Annotated in this window: 18 protein-coding genes; 14 read left to right on the plus strand and 4 right to left on the minus strand. The window is 62.6% G+C overall.

The window, feature by feature from the left end:
- Nucleotides 1-179 precede the first annotated feature (179 nt).
- A complete protein-coding gene (locus AC6H1L_RS05815) occupies nt 180-926 on the minus strand; it encodes a hypothetical protein (protein ID WP_497600588.1) in 747 nt (248 codons plus the stop codon).
- A gap of 591 nt (nt 927-1517) precedes the next feature.
- On the opposite strand from AC6H1L_RS05815, the gene AC6H1L_RS05820 reads away from it, so the two are divergent.
- The 4 genes from AC6H1L_RS05820 (at nt 1518) to AC6H1L_RS05835 (ending at nt 5384) form a co-directional block, all read left to right on the plus strand.
- Entirely contained in the window at nt 1518-1973 is a 456-nt protein-coding gene (locus tag AC6H1L_RS05820) for a Zn-ribbon domain-containing OB-fold protein (RefSeq protein ID WP_497600589.1), read from the plus strand.
- An 81-nt stretch (nt 1974-2054) separates the two neighbouring features.
- Nucleotides 2055-2861 carry an enoyl-CoA hydratase-related protein gene (locus AC6H1L_RS05825; RefSeq protein ID WP_497600590.1) on the plus strand — a complete coding sequence of 269 codons (807 nt, stop codon included), beginning with the start codon at nt 2055-2057 and terminating at the stop codon, nt 2859-2861.
- 94 nt (nt 2862-2955) lie between these two features.
- Complete coding sequence (locus tag AC6H1L_RS05830; protein WP_497600591.1) at nt 2956-4122, plus strand: thiolase family protein; 1167 nt, start codon at nt 2956-2958, stop codon at nt 4120-4122.
- 266 nt (nt 4123-4388) lie between these two features.
- Nucleotides 4389-5384 (plus strand): alpha/beta hydrolase, encoded by a 996-nt coding sequence (locus AC6H1L_RS05835; RefSeq protein ID WP_497600592.1) that lies wholly within the window; start codon nt 4389-4391, stop codon nt 5382-5384.
- Between the two features lie 197 nt (nt 5385-5581).
- On the opposite strand, the gene AC6H1L_RS05840 is transcribed toward AC6H1L_RS05835, so the two are convergent.
- From AC6H1L_RS05840 to AC6H1L_RS05850, 3 genes are read right to left on the minus strand one after another with little or no spacing between them, the layout of a single operon-like run.
- Nucleotides 5582-6733, minus strand: coding sequence for an rRNA adenine N-6-methyltransferase family protein (locus AC6H1L_RS05840; protein WP_497600593.1), 1152 nt, complete (start codon nt 6731-6733; stop codon nt 5582-5584).
- 16 nt (nt 6734-6749) lie between these two features.
- The gene (locus AC6H1L_RS05845; RefSeq protein ID WP_497600594.1) at nt 6750-7766 is read right to left on the minus strand and encodes an MvdC/MvdD family ATP grasp protein; all 1017 of its coding nucleotides are present in this window, start codon (nt 7764-7766) and stop codon (nt 6750-6752) included.
- A gap of 2 nt (nt 7767-7768) precedes the next feature.
- Nucleotides 7769-8029: a hypothetical protein gene (locus AC6H1L_RS05850; RefSeq protein ID WP_497600595.1), complete on the minus strand. Its 261-nt coding sequence runs from the start codon at nt 8027-8029 to the stop codon at nt 7769-7771.
- A 1249-nt stretch (nt 8030-9278) separates the two neighbouring features.
- Between AC6H1L_RS05850 and AC6H1L_RS05855 the strand changes: the two genes are divergently transcribed.
- From AC6H1L_RS05855 to AC6H1L_RS05900, 10 genes are all read left to right on the plus strand, one after another.
- Complete coding sequence (locus AC6H1L_RS05855) at nt 9279-10217, plus strand: class I SAM-dependent methyltransferase (RefSeq protein ID WP_497600596.1); 939 nt, start codon at nt 9279-9281, stop codon at nt 10215-10217.
- A gap of 546 nt (nt 10218-10763) precedes the next feature.
- Complete coding sequence (locus AC6H1L_RS05860) at nt 10764-12425, plus strand: hypothetical protein (protein WP_497600597.1); 1662 nt, start codon at nt 10764-10766, stop codon at nt 12423-12425.
- Between the two features lie 340 nt (nt 12426-12765).
- On the plus strand, nt 12766-13527 hold the full coding sequence (locus AC6H1L_RS05865) for an urease accessory protein UreF (RefSeq protein ID WP_497600598.1): 762 nt from the start codon (nt 12766-12768) through the stop codon (nt 13525-13527).
- Between the two features lie 112 nt (nt 13528-13639).
- A complete protein-coding gene (locus tag AC6H1L_RS05870) occupies nt 13640-14611 on the plus strand; it encodes an urease accessory protein UreD (RefSeq protein ID WP_497600599.1) in 972 nt (323 codons plus the stop codon).
- Between the two features lie 111 nt (nt 14612-14722).
- The gene (locus AC6H1L_RS05875) at nt 14723-15025 is read left to right on the plus strand and encodes an urease subunit gamma (RefSeq protein WP_069804541.1); all 303 of its coding nucleotides are present in this window, start codon (nt 14723-14725) and stop codon (nt 15023-15025) included.
- An 89-nt stretch (nt 15026-15114) separates the two neighbouring features.
- Nucleotides 15115-15516 (plus strand): urease subunit beta, encoded by a 402-nt coding sequence (locus AC6H1L_RS05880; protein WP_497601515.1) that lies wholly within the window; start codon nt 15115-15117, stop codon nt 15514-15516.
- Nucleotides 15513-17246 carry an urease subunit alpha gene (gene ureC / locus AC6H1L_RS05885; protein WP_497600600.1) on the plus strand — a complete coding sequence of 578 codons (1734 nt, stop codon included), beginning with the start codon at nt 15513-15515 and terminating at the stop codon, nt 17244-17246. The genes AC6H1L_RS05880 and ureC overlap by 4 nt, the downstream gene beginning before the upstream one ends.
- A 106-nt stretch (nt 17247-17352) precedes the next feature.
- Nucleotides 17353-18009: an urease accessory protein UreG gene (gene ureG / locus AC6H1L_RS05890; RefSeq protein ID WP_497600601.1), complete on the plus strand. Its 657-nt coding sequence runs from the start codon at nt 17353-17355 to the stop codon at nt 18007-18009.
- Between the two features lie 652 nt (nt 18010-18661).
- On the plus strand, nt 18662-22201 hold the full coding sequence (locus AC6H1L_RS05895; RefSeq protein WP_497600602.1) for a helicase-related protein: 3540 nt from the start codon (nt 18662-18664) through the stop codon (nt 22199-22201).
- Nucleotides 22198-25194 carry a DUF1156 domain-containing protein gene (locus tag AC6H1L_RS05900; RefSeq protein ID WP_497600603.1) on the plus strand — a complete coding sequence of 999 codons (2997 nt, stop codon included), beginning with the start codon at nt 22198-22200 and terminating at the stop codon, nt 25192-25194. The genes AC6H1L_RS05895 and AC6H1L_RS05900 overlap by 4 nt, the downstream gene beginning before the upstream one ends.
- Nucleotides 25195-25261 lie beyond the last annotated feature (67 nt).

Raw genomic sequence — 25261 nt, forward strand, 5'->3', positions numbered from 1 at the left:
ACGAGTTGAGCGAGTGTGAGGCTGAGGCCATCTGATCTGGTGCCGGCGCGGTCTTTGCCAGGGCCGGCGCCGGAGCCGGACCAGATGGCCTGGTCACGCCAGAGAGAGAAAGACTGTTTGTTGGCTGCTGCTATGTGTCCGCCCGCCGCGACCGCAGGGCGGAGCCTGGTGCGGTTGTGCTAGCCGCGCAGACGCTCCTCCAGTGCGGGTGTCGTGGCACCGACCTGGCTTGCGTTCGCCGAGGCTCCTGGGCGGCGCCAGGCCATCAGTGCGCACAGGAGGCCGCTCAGCCCGAGCAGTGTCCCGGCTACGCTTAGTCCGGTCGCCAGCATGGCACGGCTCTCCAGCGCATTAAGCTGGTCGGCGCCACGTTCTGTGGATGCGTTTGTGCCGCTGCTAGCCTGCTCTGGGTAGGTAGGGATGACTTTGACGTCGCTGAAGGTGTTGGGGCCACTGGTGAAGGTTTCGTCTATCTTGAGGCCTTCCAATGTGCCAAAGATATGGAAAGTATAGGTGCCGGGACGGCTGGGCATGAAATAGGCCACATATTTGCCCGGCTGGCCCCAGCGCGCTTGCAGGGGCACGCTGAGCGGGCGGGCTGAGCCAAAGCGTACCTCAAATGTAAGGGTCTTTTCGGCCCCAACCACTGGATTGGCCAGTGTTGGGCCGGCGCTGGTGCTCATGCCACTCATGCCGCTTTGCTGGCCGGTAGTATAGGTACACTCGCTGCCCTTGCAGATGGTCAGGTCCAGGCTGTTCTGCTGCTGAGCATAGGCCGGCTCGTTGAGAAAGCCGACGATAAAGGTATAGGGACCAACATGGCGCCGCTCGTGGGCTAAGGCGACGCTGGTGGTCAAGAGGAAACAGATGAGCACCAGCCCACAGGCCAGTCCTCCGCTTCGAAGCAGTCGGCTGCTAAGAGTCATGGCGCGATCTTCCTTCCTTCCCTGCCAGGCTCCCTGCAGATGTGACGTGCGCTGCCTCAGCCGTTTGTCTGATGGGGTCATTGCGCCCCACTACCGACGCAGCCCAGCACAGCGCCACTGCCGCAGAGCAAGCAACCTGTGATCATGGCCGCGAAAGACGCGACAGGTGGCAGGGTCTGGCTCACCAGCCAGCCAGCCATAACGCAGCCAACCTCTGCCGCTCTGGCAGAAGCCGCGCAGCGGCAGGGGGTTGGCTGGCTGCCACGTCTTTCTTTCGGCTGCCGAGAAGAGCATACGTCATCAATAAGGGCTTGTGTATTGGGAGCTTGCTCTATTCTCAAGAGGGCTTGCCCCTACGGATTTCTCCCCAGAGAGCAAGCGATCATGCTGAGGGTCCGGCGGCCCGCTCTCAGTTCTTCACCGGAGGGAATAGTACTGACAAGCGGCTGATCACGGACCATAAGCGGTCTGTCAGCAGGCAGCAAGACAAGCAAATATAGAGGGCCTCGGCACGACCCGGCCCTTTCTTTCACGTGAGCTTATGGTATGGTTATACTGAGAAAGCTGGGAAGGAGGCCCCACCGCTCCGCTATGGTCGAGAGCAATCGCACCCCCGCCGAGCGTCTGCCCGCTTCACAGAAGCCCGTCCCTCTCGTGGACGACGCTTCGCGTCCCTTCTTTGCCGGAGCCAGAGCGCAGCAGCTTATGCTGCAGCGCTGCACAGCCTGCGGACGCTGGCTTTGGCCGGTCAAGGCGCGCTGCCCCGAATGCTGGAGTGCCGCCCTGACCTGGATGCCGGCCAGCGGCAAAGGCACACTCTACAGCTTTGCCCTGATGCACCAGCTCTATCATCCCGCTTTTGCGAACGAGCTGCCCTACGTGATCGCCGCCATCGACCTTGACGAGGGCGTCCGCATCATCAGCCCCATTGTCGGCTGTTCGCCCGAGGAGCTGCGCATCGGCATGCCGCTCGAAGTCACCTTTGAACAGCTCACCGAGGAGATCACGCTACCCAAGTTCAAACCGGCAGCCAGGCGCGCTGAATGAGGCTGAGCCCTCTGCCGCTCCAGAGCTGCCCTCGTCGTCAGTCAGAACAGGCTGCCCCAAAGATGAGGAGGTACCCGCCGAATGCCAGAGTTCCAGTATATCCTTTACGAGAAAAAGGGCCACATCGCTTATGTGACCATCAACCGGCCAGAGGTCATGAATGCCCTCCACGCCGCAGCTAATCGGGAGCTGACCGCGGCCTTTCGCGACTTTGTCGCCGATGAAACGGCCTGGGTTGCCATCCTGACGGGCGCGGGCGAACGTGCCTTCTGCGCCGGCAACGACCTGAAGGCTACCGCCGAGGCGACCGCCCGCGGCGAGGCACCTTTCGCCCCAAGGCAGACAGAGGACGGTCACCCCATCTACTTCGGCGGTCTGATTGGACTGGCCTGTCCGAAGCCCATCATTGCCGCTGTCAATGGGGTAGCCGCTGGGGGCGGCTTCGAGCTGGCTTTGTGCTGCGACCTGATCGTCGCCGCTGAGCACGCTCGCTTTGCCTTGCCGGAGCCGCGCGTCGGCCTGATCGCCGCCGCTGGCGGCATGCACCGTCTGCCCCAGCAGCTCCCCCTTAAGATCGCAATGGGACTGCTCCTGACGGGCAAGTGGCTCTCCGCTCAGGAAGCCGCTCATTATGGCCTGGTCAACGAGGTGGTACCCCTGGAGCGACTGCGCGAGGCCGCCGAGCGCTGGGCCAACGAGATTCTAGAGTGCTCGCCTCTGAGCGTGCGCCTGACTAAAGAATCGGTCCTGGCCGGCCTGGGCCGCCCTGTCGAGGAGGCCATGAGCGCTGACCAGGAGCGGTTACGTGTCTTGCTGGCCTCCGAGGACTTTCGCGAAGGACCACGCGCCTTCGTTGAGAAGCGTAAGCCCCAATGGAAAGGGCGCTGACGCCACAACGTCCGCCCGGTCAGCCGCGGCTGACCGGGTCGAGCGAGTTCACCTGCGTGCAGTGCAGCAGACAGGAGGAAGCAGGGACAAGCCTATGAGCATCAAAGGGAAGTGCGCCATCGTCGGGCTGGGTATGACGGCGATGGGCAAGATCTACGGGCGTAGCGCCAGCGACTTCGCCATCGAGGCTGTTGAGCTGGCCCTGCAGGACGCTGGCCTGACAAAGGCCGATGTCGATGGCTTGCTGATCAACGCCAACCTCTCGCGCGAGATGCAGCCTGGCCTGCAGAGCGCCCTCGGGCTGGAGAATCTGCGCCTGCTCAATGTGATGAACGCCTATGGAGCCACAGCGGGCACGATGATTCAATACGCAGTCATGGCCATCATCCACGGCCTGGCCAACGTCGTGGTCCTGGTCTTCGCCGATGCGCCGCTCAAGCCCTCAAAGGGAGCTGGGGCCGCCTATGGGGCTAATCTGTTATCGCTTCAGGGCATGGACGGCCTGCTTGCCGCCTACGGCGTCTTTGGCCCAATCCCCGGCTATGCCCTGGCGGCCCGACGCCATATGCACCTCTTCGGCACCACCAGCGAGCAGCTCGGCGCCATTGCCATTGCAGAACGGCGCTGGGCACAGATGAATCCGGCCGCCCAGATGCGGACCCCTTTGACGATGGAGGAGTACTTGGCCTCGCGCTACATCGTGGAGCCGCTGCGCCTCTACGATTGCTGCCTGGTCTCTAACGGCGGCATCGCTGTGGTGATCACCTCAGCCGAGCGCGCCCGGCACCTGCGTCAGCCCCCGGTCTACATTCTCGGTCTGGGCCAGGCCGCGCCTGGCGGCGATGAGCGCACGGATCGCGAACCGGGGATCTATACCGGAGCAAAGCAATCCGGTCAGACAGCCCTGCGCATGGCCGGCATTGAGCTGAAGGATATCGATATCTGCGAGATCTACGATTGCTACACCTACACGGTGCTGGTGACGCTAGAGGATTACGGCTTCTGCGCCAAAGGCGAGGGCGGGGCCTTCGTAGCCGATGGCAAGCTGGGGCCCGGCGGCTCGCTGCCAACGAATACAGGTGGCGGCCAGCTCTCCGGCTACTATATGTGGGGCTTCACTCCGCTCTCGGAGGCCATCATTCAGGCCCGTGGCCAGGCTGGCGAGCGCCAGGTACCTAAGCATGATCTGATCCTGGTGAGCGGCAACGGTGGTATTCTCCAGTACCACTCGACGACGATCCTGGGAACGCAGCCGGGCTAAGCGGGGCGGACCCACAAGCCAGCCCGCGCGCTGGTGTACAATTGAGGAGGGCATTCAGAGCGGCGAGCGCAGTGTCGTGCTCGCCTGGACGTTTGTCCTCTTCTTTACTTCTCTCAATGGAGGCCGTCCGTCCGGTTAGCGGTGGCCGCTCGGAGCACGCAGCAAGGATGGCGTTCGCTCCATGTCGTCAGTTGGTGCCCTGCGCTGAACCAGCGCGGGGCCAGTGAGGACCTCTACGAGGATCGCAAGAAAGTGGAGACCCAAAGATGGATCTGACCCGCGTCTATGATCCCGAACTGCTGCCCGCTCTGGAGGTCTTTCTCTCCCAGCCACAACTGAATTGGGAGGACCTGCCGGGTACGCGTGCACTCTTGCAAGAGGCCATGCGCCAGATGAAAGCCAGTTTCCCGGATTCACCTCATATCCTCAAGGAGGACCACCAGGTGCCGGGACCCGAGGGCGCACCCGCCGTTCCAGTACGCCTCTACCGTCCGCAAGCGGAGCCGGCCCCCATGCCCGGCCTGCTCTGGATTCATGGTGGCGGCTATGTCATCGGCAGCGTCGAACAAGACGATCTGTTGGCCCAGCATCTGGCCGAGCGCGTCGGCTGCCTGGTGGTCTCGGTCGACTATCGTTTGGCGCCTGAGCATCCTTTTCCGGCGGCGATTGAGGACTGCTATGCGGCCCTCAAATGGATGGCAAGCCGCGCCGATGAGCTGGGGCTGGATCGCACGCGCCTGGCGATCGGCGGCGCCAGTGCCGGCGGAGGCCTGACTGCAGCTCTGGCCCTGCTCACCCGCGACCGCGGCGAGATTCCGCTGATCTTTCAGTTGCTGATCTATCCCATGCTGGATGATCGCGACGCGACCCGCTCAAGCGAGTTGTTCGCCGAGGCCCCTATCTGGAACCGCGAAGACAACCGCCGCGGCTGGCGGGCCTATCTGGGCGAGGCGGCTGGCGGCCCGCATGTCTCGCCTTACGCGGCAGCGGCTCGCGCCCAGGACCTGCGCGGCCTGCCGCCAGCGTTTATGGCCGTTGGTGCCGCTGAAATTTTCCTCGATGAGGATGTCGACTACGCCCTGCGCCTGGCCCATGCCGGCGTACCCGTTGAGCTGCAGGTCTACCCGCGAGCTTACCACGCCTGGGACGGCATTGCTCCCCTGTCGCGCCTGGCCCAGCAATTGGCCGCCAACCGCGATCGAGCCTTGCGCGAGGCCCTGCATCCCCAGAGCGCAGGCCTCCCCCACAGGGGAGCTGAGTAGACACAGCAGAGCGCGGCGGCTCGGACTGCGCCCCAGCAGCCTGGCCCGGGCGCTGAGCCACCGCGCTCCTTCTCTGCCGTGGGGCCAGGAGAGCAGACAGACTCTGCACACCTCAGTTTTGGTCGCCTGTCAGCCCAGTGAAGGGCCGGCAGCGGACGACGATGCGCCGACCTCCTCTCTCACGCCTCAGCAAGCACTCACGTGCTCAGGTGCAGCAAGTACGAGCCGTCGGCAGCGACCTCTAAAGCATAGGCCTCCAGAGAGGGTGCGCCGACAGCCAACCACTGCTCGTGCAAGCGCTGCACCCGCGACCAGAGTGGCACCGTGCCGTAGACCTCGACACGCCAGCGGGCCGGGCGAGGGCCTTCGGCGTCGGGCCATAAGAGCAGCAAGCTCTCCTGCCAGAGCAAGCCTGTCCCCAGGAGCCGGCTCTTGCCAGACCCCGGCAGAGGGTAGAGCCTACGCTCCACGCCCGGCAGGTGGAGCTCCAACCAGAGGGCAAAGGCCGGCTCATAGAGCAGCTCGTAGCCCTCCAGATCCGTTTCGGCCTCTTCTACACGCGGCAGCGTCTGCCAGGGATCGCGCACCGGAGCACGCTGGCGGGGAGAGCCAGTCAATGGCTCCGTCTCGCGTAGCTCCATAAAGAAGGCCGGCGTTGGCAATAAACGGCCCTCCAGGCATCTGGGACCCACTTTCACCAGGCGAAAGAGCGGGGTCGTCAGAGGGCGCACCAAATCGCCCACCAGTACCCCCTGGGGAGCCAGTTGCTCGCACCAGGCGGACGGAATACGCGGATAACTGCCCGTCGCAATGATGCGCTCATAGGGAGCTGCCGGGGGATAGCCCTGCAGCCCATCGGCGGTCACCACCTGGACCCGCCGGCCATAGCCAGCCAGCCGCAGGCGCTCGGTGGCCAAAGTCGTCAGCTCCGCATCGATATCAAGCGTAACCACCTGGCCCCCGGGAGCAACCAACTCGGCCAGCAAGGCCGCATTGTAGCCGGTGCCCGTTCCAATCTCCAGCACATGCATGCCTGGCTGCACAGCCAGAGCCTCTAGCATGGCCGCCATAATCGACGGCATGCTAGAGGAAGAGAGCGGACGCCCTTTCTCGTCAACCCTGGTCACCAGCGCCTGATCGCGATAAACCAGAGGTCGCGCCTCGTCCCTTACCCAGATGCCAGGCTGCTCCTGGCGGCAATAATGGGGCACAAAGTGAGCGCGCGAGACCGCAAGGAGAGCACGGCGTACGTTGGCCACTAAGGGATAGCCGCGCGTCTCCTCAATGCTGTTCACCAGCGCCAGACGCTCTGCCTCTTCCGCTGCAGCTAGTTCGATAGGATCATCCACCAGCAAACTCCTTCCATCATCCGCTCGTAGTAGGTTCAAACGCTACCGGCCAGGCGAGACCTGCCTTACCGGCGCTGAGCACCTGGGCGATGGTCGCGGCGAAAGGCAGGCCCGTCTCCACCTCTAGCCATTCCCACTGCCCGCCCGGGTTGCATTCGAGAAAGATGTAGTCTTCATCGGGAGTGACAATCAGATCAAGGGCTCCAAAGACCAGACCGAGGCGGCGCACCAGCTCTACACAGCGCCTGGCAATGCCTTCGGGCAGCGCGTAGGGCCGATAGCGCACCTGATAGCAAGCCGCTCGCCAGTCGAGGCGCGCCGCTTCGACCTCCTGCGAGTCAATGCGCACTGGCAGCACGCTAGAGCCGATGACAGTGGCGCGCACCTCATACGCCTTCTCGATAAGTGGCTGGAAGAGATGAGCGGTCAGACGGACCTGCTCTAGTTCGGCTAACCGCTCACGTCCGACACGGCTAGTAAAGATCAGATGATAGCGATCACCACCGCCGGGTAGAAAGTTGCCGTGCAGCGTCTTGTAAATCATCTGCTCCTGGCAAACCTCAAAGAAGAAGCTGCGCACAGCAGTGGGGTCATTGGTGATGAGCGTAGGAGGTGTGCGCAGGCCAACCTCCTGGGCTACTTTGAGCTGGAGCGGCTTGAAGCTGGCGCGCCGCTGGGCATCCAGCGAGTTAACCCAGAGACAGTCAAGGCTGCGCAGTACGCCCCCAAAGCCGCGATAGGCTTCATTCTCCAGGAAGAGCTGAATCAGCTCGGGAAAATCCTCGCGTACCTGGTAATGATGGGGTCGACGCACGTAAATGCTGCGGATGGCCTCCAGGTCGTAGCGCCTGCCCTGGTAGCAAAAGTAGCCCGTCCAGCAGGCATCACGTAGGAGGGCCGCCAGGGTCAGGGCCTGGGGAAAGGCAGCTGTGTCAAGTAACAGAGCCTGGCAGCCGCAGCACCGCAGCGCATGGAGCACGCGCCGGGCGCTGCTGTCTCCTGGGTAGCTGAGGATAAGGACATAGGGTTCCATCTCTAGTCGTCGTACTCCATGTCGAATTCCTCGTTGTGTAAAGGATTGGGCGACGAGGAGTCATGGCCGGTCGTATGGAAGAACGTAATCGAAGGCTCTGGTTTCCCCCCTTTGCCTTCGTTTCCCTCCTCACCACCGTCGCCAGCGCTCAGCAGGTGATGCTCCTGGGCAAACAGGAGCGCAAAAGGGCCATTTGCGGGAAGAGCCAACGCTTCTTCAGGGAGCGGGAGCTGCCTGGAAGCCTCAAGCGGTCGCTTGAACATACGCTGATCAGCCTGCCTTTCGTTGCCTTGTACAGTACTGATAGAGCAGCACAGCCCTGAACGGAACTGAATGACGCTGAAGATGGACCCTGTGCTCTTGCGCAGCGCTGCGCTGCGCAAGGCCTGCCTGACCTCCTGGCTGACCCAGGTTCAGCCGGAGTCTGCTACCCGCGTTTCTTACCCCTCCTTCAGGCTGATCGCCCGGGCCGGTCATGGATCGGTCCTTCTCCTGGACTCTATTGTAGCATAACGTCACGAGTGCTCTTTTTTGTCTCAGAGCCGTTGTAGAGCCACTTCATGAGGCAAGCGCTATTTTGAAGATTGGTGAAATGTGTGCCATAAATTCACATGAGATGAGCGGGAGCCTGGTGATGGGTATGAGATATATACCGGGCGATGAGTTCAGGAGAAGAACGACTCGGGCACCAGATACAGAAGAAAGGTGCTTTTTCCTGCCCGAGCCGGGGAGCGCAGACAGCGTAGCGTAGCTGGCCCCTCGCTGGTCAGCCAGGTAGGTAGTGCGCAACAAGAAGAGGGCAAAAGCCAGCCTGTGGCTGGCTGAGCGGCGGCTCTTTGCGGCCTGGGCGGCCCGTCTGTTGACCCGGCGGGGATGTCGGCGGCTCTCTGGGACCAGGCGGGAAAATTCTAGCCGCCGACTGATATCAAACGGGGCCTTCGTTCGTTACTATATATAGACCCGAAAGGAAGCGGGGGTGGCCGCGAGCAAGCAGATCCACCTCGACGAGCAGCTTGTAGCGCTACCCGTTTCCTGTGCAGCCTTCTCCCCATGAGGCTGCACCCGCCCTTTCAGGGATCTCCCGGTAGCAGAAGCTTCTGGGTAATAAGGGGGAGACGAGCTGGCACCCCGTCTTCCCCTTATTCTTTTTGGTTGGCTCTCTCCTCAGCGCGATCGCTGGCTTCTCCCCTCCCTCCTGCCTCCAGCGCTGTGGGCCGCCTCTGACCCGGCTTGGCCCCTTGTTTTATCACCACAAAAGCAATCTTTCCTAGAGTAAAAAATCATATGTGCAACAAGTATCATATGCCACCTTTGCGCGATCTCTTCCATTCGATAGCGCCATGCGCTATACTCTCTGCAAGGTGAGCAGCCGTAGCCTTACTCGATCGACCTTGTGGAGTCGAGGTCAAGGCACAAAGCGGGAGTCGCTTCATCCAGCGACCCCTGGTGAGCCGGCACAGCGACTGAACGCAACCAGTCATTAGACATTCAATCGATCGAACAAAGGAGGCCATGATGCCATTTTGGGGTCTACTGCGTCGCAAGCGGCCCGCAACACCGACGACACCGGCCCGCGCTCCCCAGCCGCAGGCTCAGCCGCGGTCAGCGGAGCAGGAGCGCGCTCCCCGGTTCGAGCGCCGCTATCTGGAAGACGTCCCCTACCTGCTGCCTAAGGATGAGGCAGAGATCGATCGTCTCAACTTTCAGCACTATGCCCTGATGAGCGTCCAGAAGGTCCACATCGTTGCTCCCCTGGAGCGCTACCCCCAGGCGATTCTTGATGTTGGCTGCGGTACCGGCCTCTGGGCGCGCGAAGTCGGGCATCGCTTTCCCGCCTGTCGCGTCGTGGGAGTCGACGTAGAGCCGCCGGAGCGCTTACCTACGACGCCGGTCAATGTGCAGTTTATCTATAGCGACGTGCTCAAGGGGCTGCCTTTTGACGACAACGCTTTTGATCTGGTGCATCAGCGTCTGCTGATCTCGGCGATCCCCGCGCGCTCTTGGCCCGCGGTGGTGCGCGAACTGGTACGGGTGACCAGGCCAGGCGGCTGGTTGCAACTGACCGAGACGGGTGGCTATTATCATCGTCCAGGCCCGCTCTCGCTGCGGGTCAGCGGTTTATTGGACCGCGCTTTTGAGCGCTGGGGCTTTGACCCCTATATTGCGGAGCATTTGCCGATGTACTTGCAACAGGCCGGGGCGGTCGACGTGGAGAAGTATGTGTATAGTGTTGTGCTGGGTGAAGGAGGTGGCCAGGGCGGGCGCCTCCTGCAGAAAGATCTGCTGGCTCTGCTCCATGCTCTGAGTGAGCGCATGGCCTCCCTCATTGCGCGCGAGGAATGGCAACGGATGCTTGAGGCTCTCCCGGCTGAGTGGGCCGCCTATCAGACCGCTTTCCAGTTCCATGTGACCGTCGGGCGCAAGCCAGGCGCCCCACAGGCGGGCAGGTAGGTAGGTAGGTAGGTAGGTAGGTAGGTACGCAGGCTGCCGCTCTCTTTGCTTTAAGCGGGGGAAGGAGCTGGGCACAGCGCCAACAAGGAGGATGGAACGCCTTGGCCAGGCCGCCCGCCGCGGCTCTTTTTCCCCTCTCGTCAGATTTTCATGCATGCTGCACAAAATCCCCCGCTATCTTATGCGTTAAATTGGCCATAGTCTCCCCCTCAATTTGGCCTTATACTGATCTGCAGAGGCCGCAAAGGTGCGCTCGCTGTGCACTTTGTATGAAACCAGGCGAAGCGCTTCTCTTCCAGTGGCTCGCTGTCACCAGGGATGGTGCGCGCTGGTGCGTCGCGCTGCGGCTCCTCTCAGCGGTGAGGTGAGATCGTTCTTCCTGCTGCTGCCGTTTGATCGGCACCTGCAAGGCTGCGGGCCATACGCTGCACTGTACGCCAGCGCAGGCCATCCGCTCAATGTGCGGTTGTGGTTTGCTGCCGCTGGCTCGCCCGCTGTTGACCCGTTGTGTTCTATCACCTGCCTGCAGATGAGGAGGCTCTGCGCATGCTTGAAAAGGAAGTGACTCCTGTTACTGCTACGGCTACCTCCACTTCCGAACAGCCTAAACGCCGCTTTAATTTGCTGGTGAATAATCCGGTGCTCGAGGATTATTCTTTGCGCTATGCGCCAGGCTCGTTCCGTAAGTGGGGGACACTGGCGGTGGCAAGCGCCGCCCTGGGTGGGATTGCTTATCTGGCCGACTTCGCGATCGGAGCCGATATTATTATCGCCCACGGCTTCAGTAACGCGGTGGCCGCTATTTTGCTGGCTGCTATCGTGATTTTCCTGACGGGCATTCCGATCGCTTATTATTCGGCCCGCTATAACATCGATATGGATTTGTTGACGCGCGGAGCCGGCTTCGGCTATCTCGGCTCGACGCTGACGTCGCTGATCTATGCGAGCTTTACCTTTATCTTCTTCGCCCTGGAAGGCTCGATTATGGCCCAGGCTCTGCACCTGTACACGGGCCTGCCGCTGCCGTGGGCTTATCTGGTCTGTGCGCTGGTGATTATCCCGTTGGTGGTCTTCGGCATGACTCTGTTGGCGAAGCTGCAGACATGGACGCAGCCGCTGTGGCTGGTGCTCTATGTGCTGCCCTTTCTGGCGATCCTGTGGAAGGACCCCGGGGCCTTTGCGGCCTGGACCCACTTCGGCGGGCTTTCTCCGACGGGAGCCAGCCTGGTGCCGCTGGAGGTGGGGGCTGGCGCCGGTGTGGCCCTGTCGCTGATTGCGCAGATCGGTGAGCAGGCCGATTATCTGCGCTTCATGCCCGATAAGACGCGTGAGAATAGGGCGCGCTGGTGGCTGGCGGTGCTGAGCGCTGGCCCGGGCTGGGTGATCCTGGGGGCGCTGAAGCAGCTCGCTGGGGCGTTTCTGGCCTTCTATATCTTCGCCGACGTGGGGGCCCAGTTGGCCGATCAGCCGATTCAGCAGTTGTTGAAGGGCTTCAGTGTGCTGATTCCTCATCCCTGGCTGGCGCTGACGGTGGCCACTTTCTTTGTCTTGCTCTCTCAGGTGAAGATCAATGTGACAAACGCGTATTCCGGCTCGCTGTCGTGGTCGAATTTCTTTTCGCGGATCTTGCACCGCCATCCGGGACGCGTGGTCTGGCTCTTTCTCAATGTGGGGATCGCCCTCCTGTTGATGGAGCTGAATATGTTCGCGTTCCTGAATACAATCCTGGGCTTCTATTCGAATGTCGCCATCGCCTGGATCGGTGCGGTGGTCGCGGATCTGGTGATCAATAAGCCGCTGCTGAAGCTCAGTCCCCCCTATATCGAGTTTAAGCGCGCGCATTTGTATACGATCAATCCGGTGGGTTTCGGCTCGACGCTGGTGGCTTCGGTGCTGTCGGTGTTGGCCTTCTTCGGACTGTTTGGGCCGGTGGCGCAGGCTTTCTCGCCCTTTCTGGCTCTGGTGATCGCCTTTGTGCTGTCTCCGCTGCTGGCGGTGCTGACGCGCGGCAAGTATTATATCGCGCGCGAGAACCAGGCGGCGTATGCCGCGGGTGAGGGAGAGCTGCCGCTGTTGCAGTGCTCGGTCTGCTCGGATGCTTATGAGGCACCCGATACGACTTTCTGCCCCTATCACGAGGGGACGATCTGTTCGCTGTGCTGCACCCTGGAAAAGGATTGTCACGACCTGTGTAAGGCGACGGCCTAGCTGGCTGTTCCGCGGGAGGGAAAGCCCAAGGCTGGTCTGGTGGCCAGTCTGTCAGTTGGTCGCGTGAGCGGGTTAAGCGGCGGCCTGCCCGTTGCGATCCGACTAACTGGCTGGCTGGCTGCCTGCCGGCGGGTCGGTTTTTGGGGCCGGCGTAGCATAGAAGAGAGGTGGGGTGTGTTTGCTGTGAGGCCGCGTGGTGAACCGCGCTGAACTGACCTGCCCACTCCTCCCCTTATGGCATGCTCCGACCGCACCCCACCTCTTCTTTTTGCTTGCATTGCGCTGGCGTCTTCTCCTGTCTGTCTGCCTGGGTGCGCTGATGAAGGAAAGGAGGTGTTCGATGGCCGCTTTGCCGGGCGAGTCGTCGCCCATCTCAGGACTACCCCCGGGCGCGATGCGCCTGGAAACGCTGCAGGTGTTGCATTTGCTGCAATTGTGCGACAGCGCGCTGCCTGTGGGAAGTAGCGCGCACTCGTTTGGTCTGGAGACGCTGGTAGCTGAGGAGCTGCTGACGGTGGAGAGGCTGGAGGAGTTTTTGGGGGCCTATGTGGCGGAGGCTGGCTTGCTGGAAGGGGTCTTTTTTGGGCGCGGCTGGCGGCTGGCGGCGGTGACCTCAGTGGAGAAGCTATTGCAGGATTGGCGCCGCCTGAACGCCGAGCTGAGCGCGCTGAGGCCGGCCCGCGAGAGTCGGCAGGCAAGCATCATGATGGGGCGGCGCCTGCTGCATCTGGTACAGAGCTGGTTCAGCGATGAGCGCCTGGCGCGAGTGCAGCAGGTAGCGCTGCACGAGGATGGGGCCAGTCACTACACACTAGCGCTTGGTCTGCTCTGCGGCTTGCTGGCGATCGAGGAGCGCGCGGCCCTGGCGGCCTTTTTGCAGCAGCAATTAGCGGCTTTGCTGGCGGCCTGTCAGCGCTTGCTTCCATTGGGGCAGCGGCGGGCAATGCAACTGCTCTGGCGGTTGAAGCCGGTGCTTCTCGCGGTGACAGAGCAAGCTCTGCGCTGCCTGGAGAGCGGTGAGGAGCCGTGGCAGTGGACGCCGCTGGTAGAGCTGGCCAGTCTGCGCCATCCGTCTTTGGAGACGCGCCTCTTTATCAGCTAGCCGGCAGTGAGGCACCGCTCTGTTCACCGGCGGACGGATCTGTGAGAGGACAAAGAGAGAGAAGTTTGCCAGCAAGGCAAGGCAAGCAAAGACGGAAGGAGCGAGTATTTGGATGCGGGCGCTGGACAGTGAGTCAGGAGTGAGGGCCGCTGAGGAGGAGAAGGCGGAGGCCAGGGAGCCTGAGCGGGCGCGAGGAGTGCGTCAGGAGCTGAGCCGTGTTCAGGGCTATCGCCCGGATGTGACTGGCTGGCTTCGGCTGGGTTTCGGCCACGATATGACCGTGGGTCGGACACGGCTCCTGGTCCAGGAGCAACGGCCACCGCTGCAGGTAGTGCGCGCTTTCTCGACAGACGATGGTGGGGCCCTGGTGCACGTGCACAATCTGTCGGGCGGTATTCTGGGCGGCGATCGCTGCGAGCTGGTGATCGAGGTTGGGCCTGGGGCGCGGGCTATGCTGACCTCAACGGGGGCGACGCGCCTCTATCGCCCGCGCGCCGCTGATCCCCCGGCGCAGCAGCGCTGGCGGGTACGCGTCGGCGCCGGGGCCTTATTGGAGCATTTGCCCGACGCCTTGATTCCCTTTGCTGGGGCGCGCTACCGCCAGGAAGTTGTGATCAGCCTGGAGAGGGACGCTGGTCTCTTGTGGTGGGAGATCGTGGCGCCGGGCCGCCTGGCGCGCGGTGAGTGCTTCGCCTACGAGTGGTTGGAGCTGCTATTGACTATCAGCAGCGAGACCCGCCCGCTGGCTATCGAGCGCTTCCGCCTGGAGCCGTGTCAGCGCTCGCCTCTCGCATTAGCGCGCCTGGGGCCGTTTCGCTATTGCGCCAGCCTGTATGTCTGTCGGGCGGGTCTGCCGGCGCAGCGCTGGTCGCAGCTAGAGGAGGAGCTAGCCGCGCTGGCGCAGGAGCTGAGCCAGTCCCGTTGCTGCGTCTGGGGGGTCAGTCGACTGGTGGCAGACGGGCTGATTGTGCGTGGTCTTGCACAGGAGGGGCTGCCCCTCAGCCGTGGGCTGGCGGAATTCTGGCGTCTGGCGCGTCTGCGCCTCTATGGGAGAGCGCTGCCGTTGCCACGCAAGATCAATTGAGAGGGGCAGCGGCTACCCTGCAGGGCGGTGGGTGAATCAAGCCGTGCAGCCAGGGTGAGGAGTGACTTGACTGAGCCGAGCCAGGCGGAAGAAAGGAGGTTTTGTCGCGCAATGTATTTGACGCTGCGTGAGCAGGAGAAGCTCTTGATTGTCGTGGCGGCAGAGCTGGCGCGCAAGCGGCGGGCGCGCGGCTTGAAGCTCAACTATCCCGAGGCGGTGGCTTTGTTAGCCGCAGAGATGATGGAGGCGGCGCGCGATGGGCGCAGCGTGGCCGAGATCATGACCCTCGGAACGACGCTGCTGACGCGTGAGGATGTCATGGAGGGCGTGCCTGAGATGATCCAGGAGGTGCAAATCGAGGCTACCTTTCCCGACGGCACCAAGCTGGTGACGGTGCACGATCCGATTCGCTAACCTTTCTGGCCTTGTCGCCCATCAGAGAAGAAAGGAGGGCCTTGATGGGAAGAGCAGAGGAGCCAGAGACGCCGGCCTACCTGGAGGGCCTGGCCCCTGGGGCCTATCTGCTGGCCGAGGGGGAGATCACCCTCAATGCGGGCCGCCCAACGGTGCGCCTGCGGGTGCGCAATAGTGGTGATCGCCCGGTGCAGGTCGGCAGCCATTATCATTTTTTCGAAGTCAATCCGGCGCTGCAGTTCGAGCGTGCGGCGGCCTATGGCATGCGCCTCAATATTGCCGCGGGGACGGCGGTGCGCTTTGAGCCGGGCGAAGAGAAAGAAGTGACCCTTGTGGCTTTCGGAGGTCGCCAGGCGCTCTATGGGCATCGCGGCCAGGTCAATGGGCCGTTGCAGGTGCGGCCCCCGCGAGCGCCGGCAGCGGTGAGCGAGGCAGAGACCAGCTCCAGCGCTGGGGTGGGCGCTGTTTCCGCTGAGGAGGAGAAAGCATGAGTCTCTCTCTGCCACGTCGTACCTATGTCGACCTCTATGGTCCCACGGTCGGGGACCGTGTGCGCCTGGCCGATACCGCCCTGATGATCGAGATCGAGCATGATTACACGGTCTATGGCGATGAAGTGACGTTCGGCGGCGGCAAGGTGATCCGCGATGGGATGGGGCAGAATAGTCAGGCGCTGCGCGAGGGCAGGCCTGGCGAGGGGCGGGCCTTGGATCTGGTGATTACGAATGCGATCGTGCTTGATCACTGGGGGATTGTCAAGGGCGATATTGGCATCAGAGACGGACGCATTGTGAAGGTGGGCAAGGCGGGCAATCCCGATACGATGGAGGGGGTTGATCCCGAGCTGGTCATTGGGGCCAGTACCGAGGTCATTGCTGGCGAGCATTTGATTGTGACGCCGGGCGGCATCGATAGCCATATTCATTTCATTTCGCCGCAGCAGGTCTATGAGGCCCTGGCCAACGGGATCACGACGATGATCGGTGGCGGCACGGGACCGGCCACGGGGACGAATGCGACGACCTGTACTCCCGGGGCCTGGTATCTGGCGCGCATGTTGCAGGCGGCAGAGCACTGGCCGCTGAACTTTGGCTTTCTGGGGAAGGGGAACGCCGCCGCGGAGGAGCCGCTGCTAGAGCAGATTCAGGCGGGAGCCTGCGGGATGAAGCTGCATGAGGATTGGGGCAGTACGCCGGCGGCTATCGATGCCTGCCTGCGGGTGGCCGAGGTTTGCGATGTGCAGGTGGCGATCCATACCGATACCATGAACGAGAGTGGCTTTGTCGAGGAGACGATCGCGGCCATCGCTGGGCGGACCATTCACACTTATCATACGGAAGGGGCCGGCGGCGGCCATGCGCCCGATATTATTCGGGTGGCCGGGCTGCCTAATGTGCTGCCCTCATCGACAAATCCGACGCGGCCCTATACGGTCAATACGCTGGCTGAGCATTTGGATATGTTGATGGTCTGCCATCATCTCAATCCCCAGGTGCCGGAAGACGTGGCCTTTGCCGAGAGCCGTATCCGTCCGGAGACCATCGCTGCGGAGGATATTCTGCACGATCTGGGCGTGATCAGCATGATGTCTAGCGATTCGCAGGCGATGGGGCGTATCGGCGAGGTGGTCCTGCGGACCTGGCAGACGGCCCATAAGATGAAGGTGCAGCGTGGGCCGTTGCCTGAAGATTCGGAGCGCAACGATAATTTTCGGGTGAAACGCTATTTGGCGAAGTATACCATCAATCCGGCGCTGACGCACGGGGTGGCGCGTGAGATCGGGTCGATCGAGCCGGGGAAGTTGGCTGATCTGGTCTTGTGGAAGCCGGCCTTTTTCGGGGTGCGGCCTGAGATGGTGATCAAGGGCGGCTTTATCGTCTGGAGTGCGATGGGCGATCCCAACGCTTCGATTCCGACGCCGCAGCCGGTGCTGTATCGTCCGATGTTCGGTTCGTTCGGGGCGGCGGTAGCGGCGACGAGTCTGACCTTTGTCTCGCGGGCGGCGCTGGAGGCTGAGGTACCGCAGCGGCTCGGTCTGCGCAAGCGTGCGGTGGCTGTGGAAGGCTGCCGTACGCTTGGCAAGCGGGATATGGTGCATAATACGGCGACGCCGCTCATCGAGGTGGACCCTGAGACATATGAGGTGCGCGCCGATGGGGTGCTGTTGACCTGTGAGCCGGCGCGGGTGCTGCCGTTGGCTCAGCGCTACTTTTTGTTCTGATGGTGTCTCATTACTGCTACCTTTGCTCTGTTTTGGATCTTTGTTCAGTACAAGCGCGAGCGGGAAGAGTCGGGTCGGCTCTTCTGGTACGAAGGAGGGACAGGTGATGTCTGAGCAGCAAGAGCAAGCGCGGCGAGCTTTTCGGGTAGGCATTGCGGGGCCGGTGGGCAGTGGCAAGACGGCGCTGGTGGATTGTCTGAGCCGGCGTCTGCGTGATCGCTATAATCTAGCGGTCGTGACGAACGATATTTACACGCGTGAGGATGCGGAGTTTCTGCTGCGGCAGGGAACGTTGCCGGCTGAGCGGGTGCGTGGTGTCGAGACGGGTTGTTGTCCGCACACGGCGATCCGCGATGATGTTTCCATGAATGAGGAGGCGATTGCCGATCTGGAGGCGAGTTTGCCGGGTTTGGAGCTGGTGCTGATTGAGAGCGGTGGTGATAATCTGGCGGCTTCGTTTAGCCCTGATCTGGTGGATGTCTGGATCTATGTGATTGATGTGGCTGAGGGGGAGAAGATGCCGCGCAAGGGGGGACCAGGGATTCTGCGCTCGGATCTGCTGCTGATCAACAAGATCGATCTGGCGCCGTATGTGGGGGCCTCGCTGGAGGTGATGGAGCGTGATACGCGGCGTCAGCGTGGGGAGCGGCCTTTTGTTTTTACAAACTTGCGCAGTGGTGAGGGATTGGATGTCGTGGTGAGCTGGCTGGAGGAGCAGATGGCGCGGGCGCGCGGGTCCTTGCAGACACATATCCCTTCTTGAGTGCTTTACCCTCTGTCAGCCCAGTTGGTCTATTGGAACGGGCCAGGAATGGATCGCCGCTGGTGCCTCGGTGGTCCTGTCCTGGCCCTCTTCTTTGCTGGGTGGCAGGTGCTGCGCCACAGGTTTTGCTGGTCTGGCTGCCATTTTTGAGCGATTGAGGCCGGCCATGTGGTTGAGGAAATGTCACCATCTTTAGCTGAAATTCCCGCTTGCCGCCGCGTTCCGCCTGCCGTATTATGTGAGATGCTCGCTGGCGAGCAAGTTCAACCGCATTTTTGCGCATGTGCCATCGTTCTTTTGGATGCCAATGGCCAGACCAGGTCAGCCTATTCTATCCACCGCGGGAGAGAGCGCGCTGACAGAAGGTCGCCCCTGCATGGTGCTTGCTTGTTCTCCAGAGAAGAGGTGGCCGGGTCTCTGTCTCTCTTCTTTTTGCTGTTTGCTTGCCTGGCGGGTCGAAGCCTGGACCGGCGGGACGACGCTGGTGCGCGAGTGCGCTGGATCTGTCTGGCTCTAGTGTGGGTTTGCCCTTGTTTACTTATGCGGTCAGGCCTATCTATTCTGGCGTATCTGTAGGGAGTATGGCATTTGCGTTTGTGCGCGGTTATTGCCCCCCTTGTTAGCTGTAAGGTTGGAAAGGGGTGCACCTTCGATGGCTTCTGTTGAAGAGCTGCGACCCAATGTACGCGTGCGTGGTCTGCGTCCCAACGAGGTGGTGACGCTGGTTTCGGCGCAACAGCATGGTTCGGATAGTGTGGAGGTGGTCTATCGCGATGGTGCCGGGCGCCTGGGTAGTGAGCTGGTTTTTGGCGACCGCCTGGTGCAGTTGACGATTGTGCCCCCTGCGGAGCTGTGGTCGTTTCAGGCCGATGGTGAACGCTTTCGCCTGGTTTCGGAGGCTTATCGCATTCGGCAGGCTTATCTTTTCGATCCGTTGCTGGCGATCCACACGTCGCTGATTGAGCCGCTGCCGCACCAGATTACGGCGGTCTATGAGACGCTGCTGCCGCGTCAGCCGCTGCGCTATGTGTTGGCTGACGATCCTGGGGCCGGCAAGACGATTATGACGGGCCTGCTGATTAAGGAGCTGCAGCTCCGTGGGGCTTTACATCGCTGCCTGGTGGTGGCGCCGGGCAATCTGGTGGAGCAGTGGCAGGATGAGCTGAGGAGCAAGTTTCAGTTGCCGTTTGAGATTCTGACCAACGATCGGGTTGCGGCTTCGCCCTCGGGCAACCCGTTCTTGGAGATGCCGCTGCTGATTGCGCGCCTCGATAAGTTGGCGCGCGATGAGGAGCTAAAGCGTCTGCTGGAAGGAACGTCGTGGGACCTGGTGGTCTTTGATGAGGCCCATAAGTTGTCGGCGACGTTCGTCGGCGATGAGGCGAAGTATACGAAGCGCTACCGCCTGGGCGAGCTGCTGGGGGCGCGCACTTCGCATTTGCTGCTGCTGACAGCGACACCTCATAATGGCAAAGATGAGGATTTTCAGCTTTTTCTGCGCCTGCTCGATCCTGATCGCTTTGCAGGCCGGCTGCGTGGCGGGGTGAAGCCGGCGGCGGTCGGCGATTTGATGCGCCATTTGCTTAAGGAGCAGCTCTATACGTTCGAGGGGAAGCCGCTCTTTCCTGAGCGCTATGCGTCGACGCTGGCGTACCAGCTCTCTCCTTTGGAACAGGAGCTGTATCAGCAGGTGACGGAGTATGTGCGTCTGGAGTTTAATCGCGCTGATAAGTTGCAGGGCGGTCGCCGGGGTACGGTGGGCTTCGCGTTGACGATTCTCCAGCGTCGGCTGGCCTCTTCGCCAGAGGCCATTTATCGGTCGCTGCAGCGGCGCCGGCGGCATTTACAGGAGCGTTTGGCAGAGTTGCGCCAGAAGCAGCAGGTGACGGTAGAGACGGTCCCTATGCTTGAGCTGAACGATGAGGAGTTGGAGGAGTTGGAGGAGGATGCGCCCGAGGCGGAGCGGGAGCGGGTTGAGGAGCACGTGGTGGATCTGGCTACGGCGGCCCAGACGATGGCAGAGTTGGAGCAAGAGATCAGGCGCCTGGAGGAGTTGGAGCAACTGGCCGAACGGGTGCGCCGCAGCGGTACTGATCGCAAGTGGGAGCAGTTGTCGAAGCTGCTTCAGGATGAGCGGGCGATGTTCGATGAGCGGGGCCAGCGGCAGAAGCTGGTGATCTTTACGGAGCATCGCGATACGTTGCTTTATCTGGAGCAGCGCATTCGGGCTTTGCTGGGCCGCAGTGAGGCGGTGGTGACGATTCATGGCGACATGGATCGCCTGCAACGCAAGGAGGCCCAGGAGAGGTTTACACACGACCCCCTGGTTCAGATTCTGGTGGCGACGGATGCGGCTGGCGAGGGTATCAATCTGCAGCGGGCCCATCTGATGGTGAATTATGATCTGCCGTGGAATCCCAATCGATTGGAGCAGCGTTTCGGGCGCATCCATCGTATCGGTCAGCAGTATCCTTGTTATTTATGGAACCTGGTGGCGCTGAATACACGCGAAGGTGATGTATACTATCATTTGCTTGAAAAGCTGGATAGGGAGCGTAAGGCGCTGGGTGGCCAGGTCTTCGATGTGCTGGGACGGCTGCAGTTCGACAATCTTTCGCTGCGCGATTTGATTGTGCAGGCCATCCGTTATGGGGATCAGCCGGAGGTGCGGGCGCGCCTGGAGCGGACGGTGGAGCGGGCGCTGGATCGCTCGCATTTGCAGCGCTTGCTTGAGGAGCGGGCTTTGACGCATGAGGTCTGGGATGTGGTGCGGGTGCGGCAGGTGCGCGAGGAGATGGAGCGGGCACAGGCGCGGCGGCTGCAGCCGCATTTTGTGGCGACCTTTTTCCTGGAGGCCTTTAAGCGCTTTGGGGGGCGCTTTTATCCACGCGAGCCGGGTCGCTATGAGTTGACGTATGTGCCGCAGCGCATCCGTGAGCGGCGTCCGGCGGGGCGGCGACAGGCTCTGTCGTCGCGCTATGAGCGGGTGACGTTCGAGAAGGCGCTGATAGCTGTGCCGGGGAAGCCGCCGGCGGAGTTGCTTTGTCCGGGGCATCCGCTGCTGGAGGCCGTGATTGATCTGGTGCTGGCGGAGGATCAGGAGCTCTTGCAGCAGGGGGCGATGTTGCTTGATCGGCAGGATGCGGGCAGGGAGCCACGGCTGCTCTTTTATCTGGAGTTGACTATTCAGGATGGTCGCATCGATGCCTCGGGTGAGCGTCACGTGGTGGCGCGCCAGTTGCTGTTTGTGGAGTGCGATGCGCGGGGTGAGATGCGTCCGGCGGGCTATGCGCCTTTTCTGAATTACGATGTTCTGCAGGAGGATCAGAAACGGGTGCTGGCGGATGTGCTGGCGGCTCCCTGGCTGCAGGCTGATCTGGAGGAGCAGGCGCTCTCGTATGCGATCCGTGAGGTGGTGCCGCGCTATCTGGAGGAGGTGCAGCGCCAGCGTGAGGAGCAGGTGGAGCGGGTGCGCCGCGCCGTTCGTGAACGGCTGACGCAGGAGATTATCTATTGGGATCAGCGGGCGGCTGCGTTGCAGGAGGAGGAGCGTCAGGGGAAGGTGAATGCGCGTTTGAATGCAGAGCAGGCGCGTCAGCGGAGCCAGGATTATGAGGAGCGGCTGCGCCAGCGTGAGCGAGAGCTGGAGCTGGAGCGGACGCTGGTGGCTCTGCCGCCGCGGGTGTTGGGGGCGGCGCTGGTGGTGCCACAGGGCTTGTTGCTTGAGCGCTTGCAGGCGGAGATGCAGGTCAGCGCGCCGACGGTGCTCTCTGCAGAGGGGGAGGAGGTCGAGCTGCAAGCTGTTGATTTGGAGCGCAATCCCGCGGTGGAGCGGCTGGCGATGGCGGCGGTGATGGAGGTGGAGCGCGCGCTGGGTTTTGAGCCGCGCGATGTGAGTCAGGAGAAGCGAGGCTATGATATTGAGTCGCGCGTGGCGGCGACGGGGGCGCTGCGCTTTGTGGAGGTGAAGGGGCGGACGCGGGGGGCTGCGACGGTGTTTGTGACGCGCAATGAGATTATGACGGCGCTGAATCAGCCTGAGCGCTTTGTGCTGGCTGTGGTGCTGGTGGAGGGGGAGCAGTGCGAGGTCTGGTATGTGCGCCGGCCTTTTGAGCAGCCTCCTGATCGGCTGGCCTGCGGTGTTTCTTATAAGATGGCTGAACTTCTGGCGAAAGGAGAGCGTGTACGATGAGCTATCGTAAGAAGTTGATTGAGGTGGCTTTGCCTCTGAAGGAGGTTAACCAGGCGTCCTCGAAGGAGAAGTCGCTGCGCCACGGCCATCCTTCGACGCTGCATCTGTGGTGGTCGCGCAAGCCTTTGGCGACGGCGCGCGCGGTGCTCTTTGCCTCGCTGGTGGATGATCCGTCGGCCCACCCGGAGCGCTTCCCCGATGAGGCCAGCCAGGAGCAGGAGCGCCAGCGGCTGTTTGATATTATCCGCGAGCTGGTGCGGTGGGAGAATACGACCCGGGAAAGTGTGCTGGCGCGGGCGCGTGAGGAGATCCGCCGGGCGACGAACGGGGCGCCGCCTCCCGTGCTCGATCCTTTCGCCGGTGGCGGTTCGATTCCTCTGGAGGCGCTGCGGCTGGGACTGGAGGCCCACGCCGGCGATCTCAATCCGGTGGCTGTGCTCATCAATAAGGCGCTGATCGAGATTCCGCCGCGCTTCGCCGGGCGCCCGCCGGTGCACCCGCAGGCGCGGCAGGAGCTGCTCAAGGGCCAGTGGCAGGGAGCGCACGGGCTGGCCGCCGATATTCGCGCCTATGGGCGCTGGTTGCGCGATGAGGCCGAGCGGCGCATCGGCCAGCTCTATCCGCGCGTGCCTTTGCCCCAACCAGGGCCGGAGGAGCAACCAGCTACTGATCGGAAGCGGAAGGGGAATCACCCCAATCAGTCCAGCCAGGGCAACGGCGAGGCGACGGTGATCGCCTGGCTGTGGGCGCGCACGGTGACCTGTCCGAACCCGGCCTGCGGCGCTCAGATGCCGCTGGTCAGCAAATGGTGGCTGTCGAAGAAGCGGGGGCATGAGGCCTGGGTTGAGCCGCTGGTGGAGCGCGAGAGCAGCCCGCCGCGGGTGCGCTTCGTGGTGCGCACGGGCCGGGGCGAGCCGCCCGCCGGAACGGTGAACCGCCGTGGGGCGCGCTGTGTGGTGTGCGATACTCCTGTGGAATTCAGCCATATCCGCGCCGAGGGGCGCGCTGGTCGCATGAGCGCCCAGCTCATGGCCATCGTGGCCGATGGGCCTGGCGGACGCCTCTATCTGGCTCCAGATGAAGAGCAAGAGGCCAGTGCCGCTCAGGCCTCGCCATCTTACCAACCCCAGGCCTCTTTACCGGACAAGGCTCTAAGCTTTCGCGTGCAACTCTACGGCATGACCACCTTTGCTGACCTTTTCACCCCGCGCCAGCTCGTGGCCCTGACCACCTTCAGCGACCTGATCGCCGAGGCGCGCGAGCGCGTGCTGGCCGATGCTCGCCGCGCCTGGCGTGAGCTGGACCCCGCCAGCGCCGGCGATGAGCGCCCCCTGTGCGAGGGCGGCAGCGGCCCGCTCGCCTACGCCGACGCCCTGGCTACCTACCTGGCTTTGGCCGTTGACCGGCTGGCAGATAGGAATTCGAATCTTTGTTCTTGGGATATAACCCGAGACAATGTTCGTAACACCTTCGCCCGCCAGGCACTCCCTATGGTCTGGGACTTCGCCGAAGCCAACCCCTTCAGCGAAGCTACCGGGAACTTCATGGGCGCCATCGCCTGGGTGGCCGAAGCCATCGAAGCCGTCCCGTGCGCCGCCAGCGGCGTAGCCAGACAGTGCGAGGCCAGCAGCGCCGTCAACGGCGTCACCCTGCCCCTTATTTCCACCGACCCGCCCTACTACGACAACGTTGGCTACGCCGACCTTTCCGACTTCTTCTACGTCTGGCTGCGCCGCAGCCTGGCCCCCATTTACCCCGACCTCTTCGCCACCATGCTCACCCCCAAGAGCAGCGAGCTGATCGCCTCGCCCTACCGCCACGGGGGCGACAAGGACAAAGCTCGCCGCTTCTTTGAGGAGGGCCTGCGCCGCGTCTTCGCCAACCTGCGCGCCGCCCAACATCCCGACTATCCGCTGACCCTCTACTACGCCTTCAAACAGTCCGAGGTCGAGCACCCCGACGCCGACGAGGCCGATTTCGACGAAGCCAGCGAGCAAGAAGCAGAGGAGCTGGAGGCCCTGAGCGGCAGCGATAGCGCCGAGCCAGCGCTTCCAGGAGCCAGGAACGGGCAGCCTGGGACTTCTCTGGTGGCCTCCACCGGCTGGGAGACCATGCTAGAGGGCCTCATTCAATCCGGCTTCATCATCACTGGCACCTGGCCGATCCGCACTGAAATGGCCAATCGCAGCGTCGCAATGGGCACCAACGCCCTGGCCTCCTCGATCGTCCTTGTCTGTCGTCCGCGCCCGGAGAACGCCCCCGTCGCCTCGCGCCAGCAATTCATTCGCGAGCTGCGCCAGGAGCTGGGTGAGGCTCTTCGCCATCTGCAGGAGGGAGGCATCGCTCCCGTCGACCTGGCCCAGGCCAGCATCGGCCCCGGCATGGCCATCTACTCCCGCTACCGCCGCGTCGAAGACGTCGACGGCACCCACGTCAGCGTGCGCACCGCTCTGCAACTCATCAACCGCACCCTTGATGAGGTCCTGGCCGCCCAGGAAGGCGACTTCGACAACGAAACTCGCTGGGCCCTGGCCTGGTTCGAAGAATTTGGTTTCGTCAGCGGCGACTTCGGCAGCGCCGAAACCCTCTCCAAAGCCAAGAACATCTCCGTTCAGCGCCTGAGCGAGAGCGGCATCGTGCGCGCCCAGGGCGGCAAAGTGCGCCTGCTGCGCGGCGAAGAGCTACCCGCCCGCGAGCGCCTCAACGACGGCCAGCCGCTCACCACCTGGGAGTTCACCCTGCGCCTGGCCCATGCCCTCCTCCAGGGCGGCGGCGAAGAACACGCCGGCAAGCTCCTCAGCCAGCGCAGCGAGCTGGGCGCGGCGGCCCGTGAGCTGGCCTATCGCCTCTACACCATCTGCGAGCGGCGCGGCTGGGCCCAGGAGGCCCTGCCCTACAACAGCCTGATCAGCGCCTGGTCCGACATCAGCCAAAAAGCCCTCCGTTACAGCAAAGGCGAGCTTGCCGAACAGGAGCGCCTGCTGCCAGAATAACTACAGCGAGAGCCGGAAGGGAGAGACGCAGAACCGGATGCCAAAAGTGCCCCCGGCTGGCGTCTCT

It is taken from the genome of Thermogemmatispora argillosa (genome assembly GCF_059696725.1).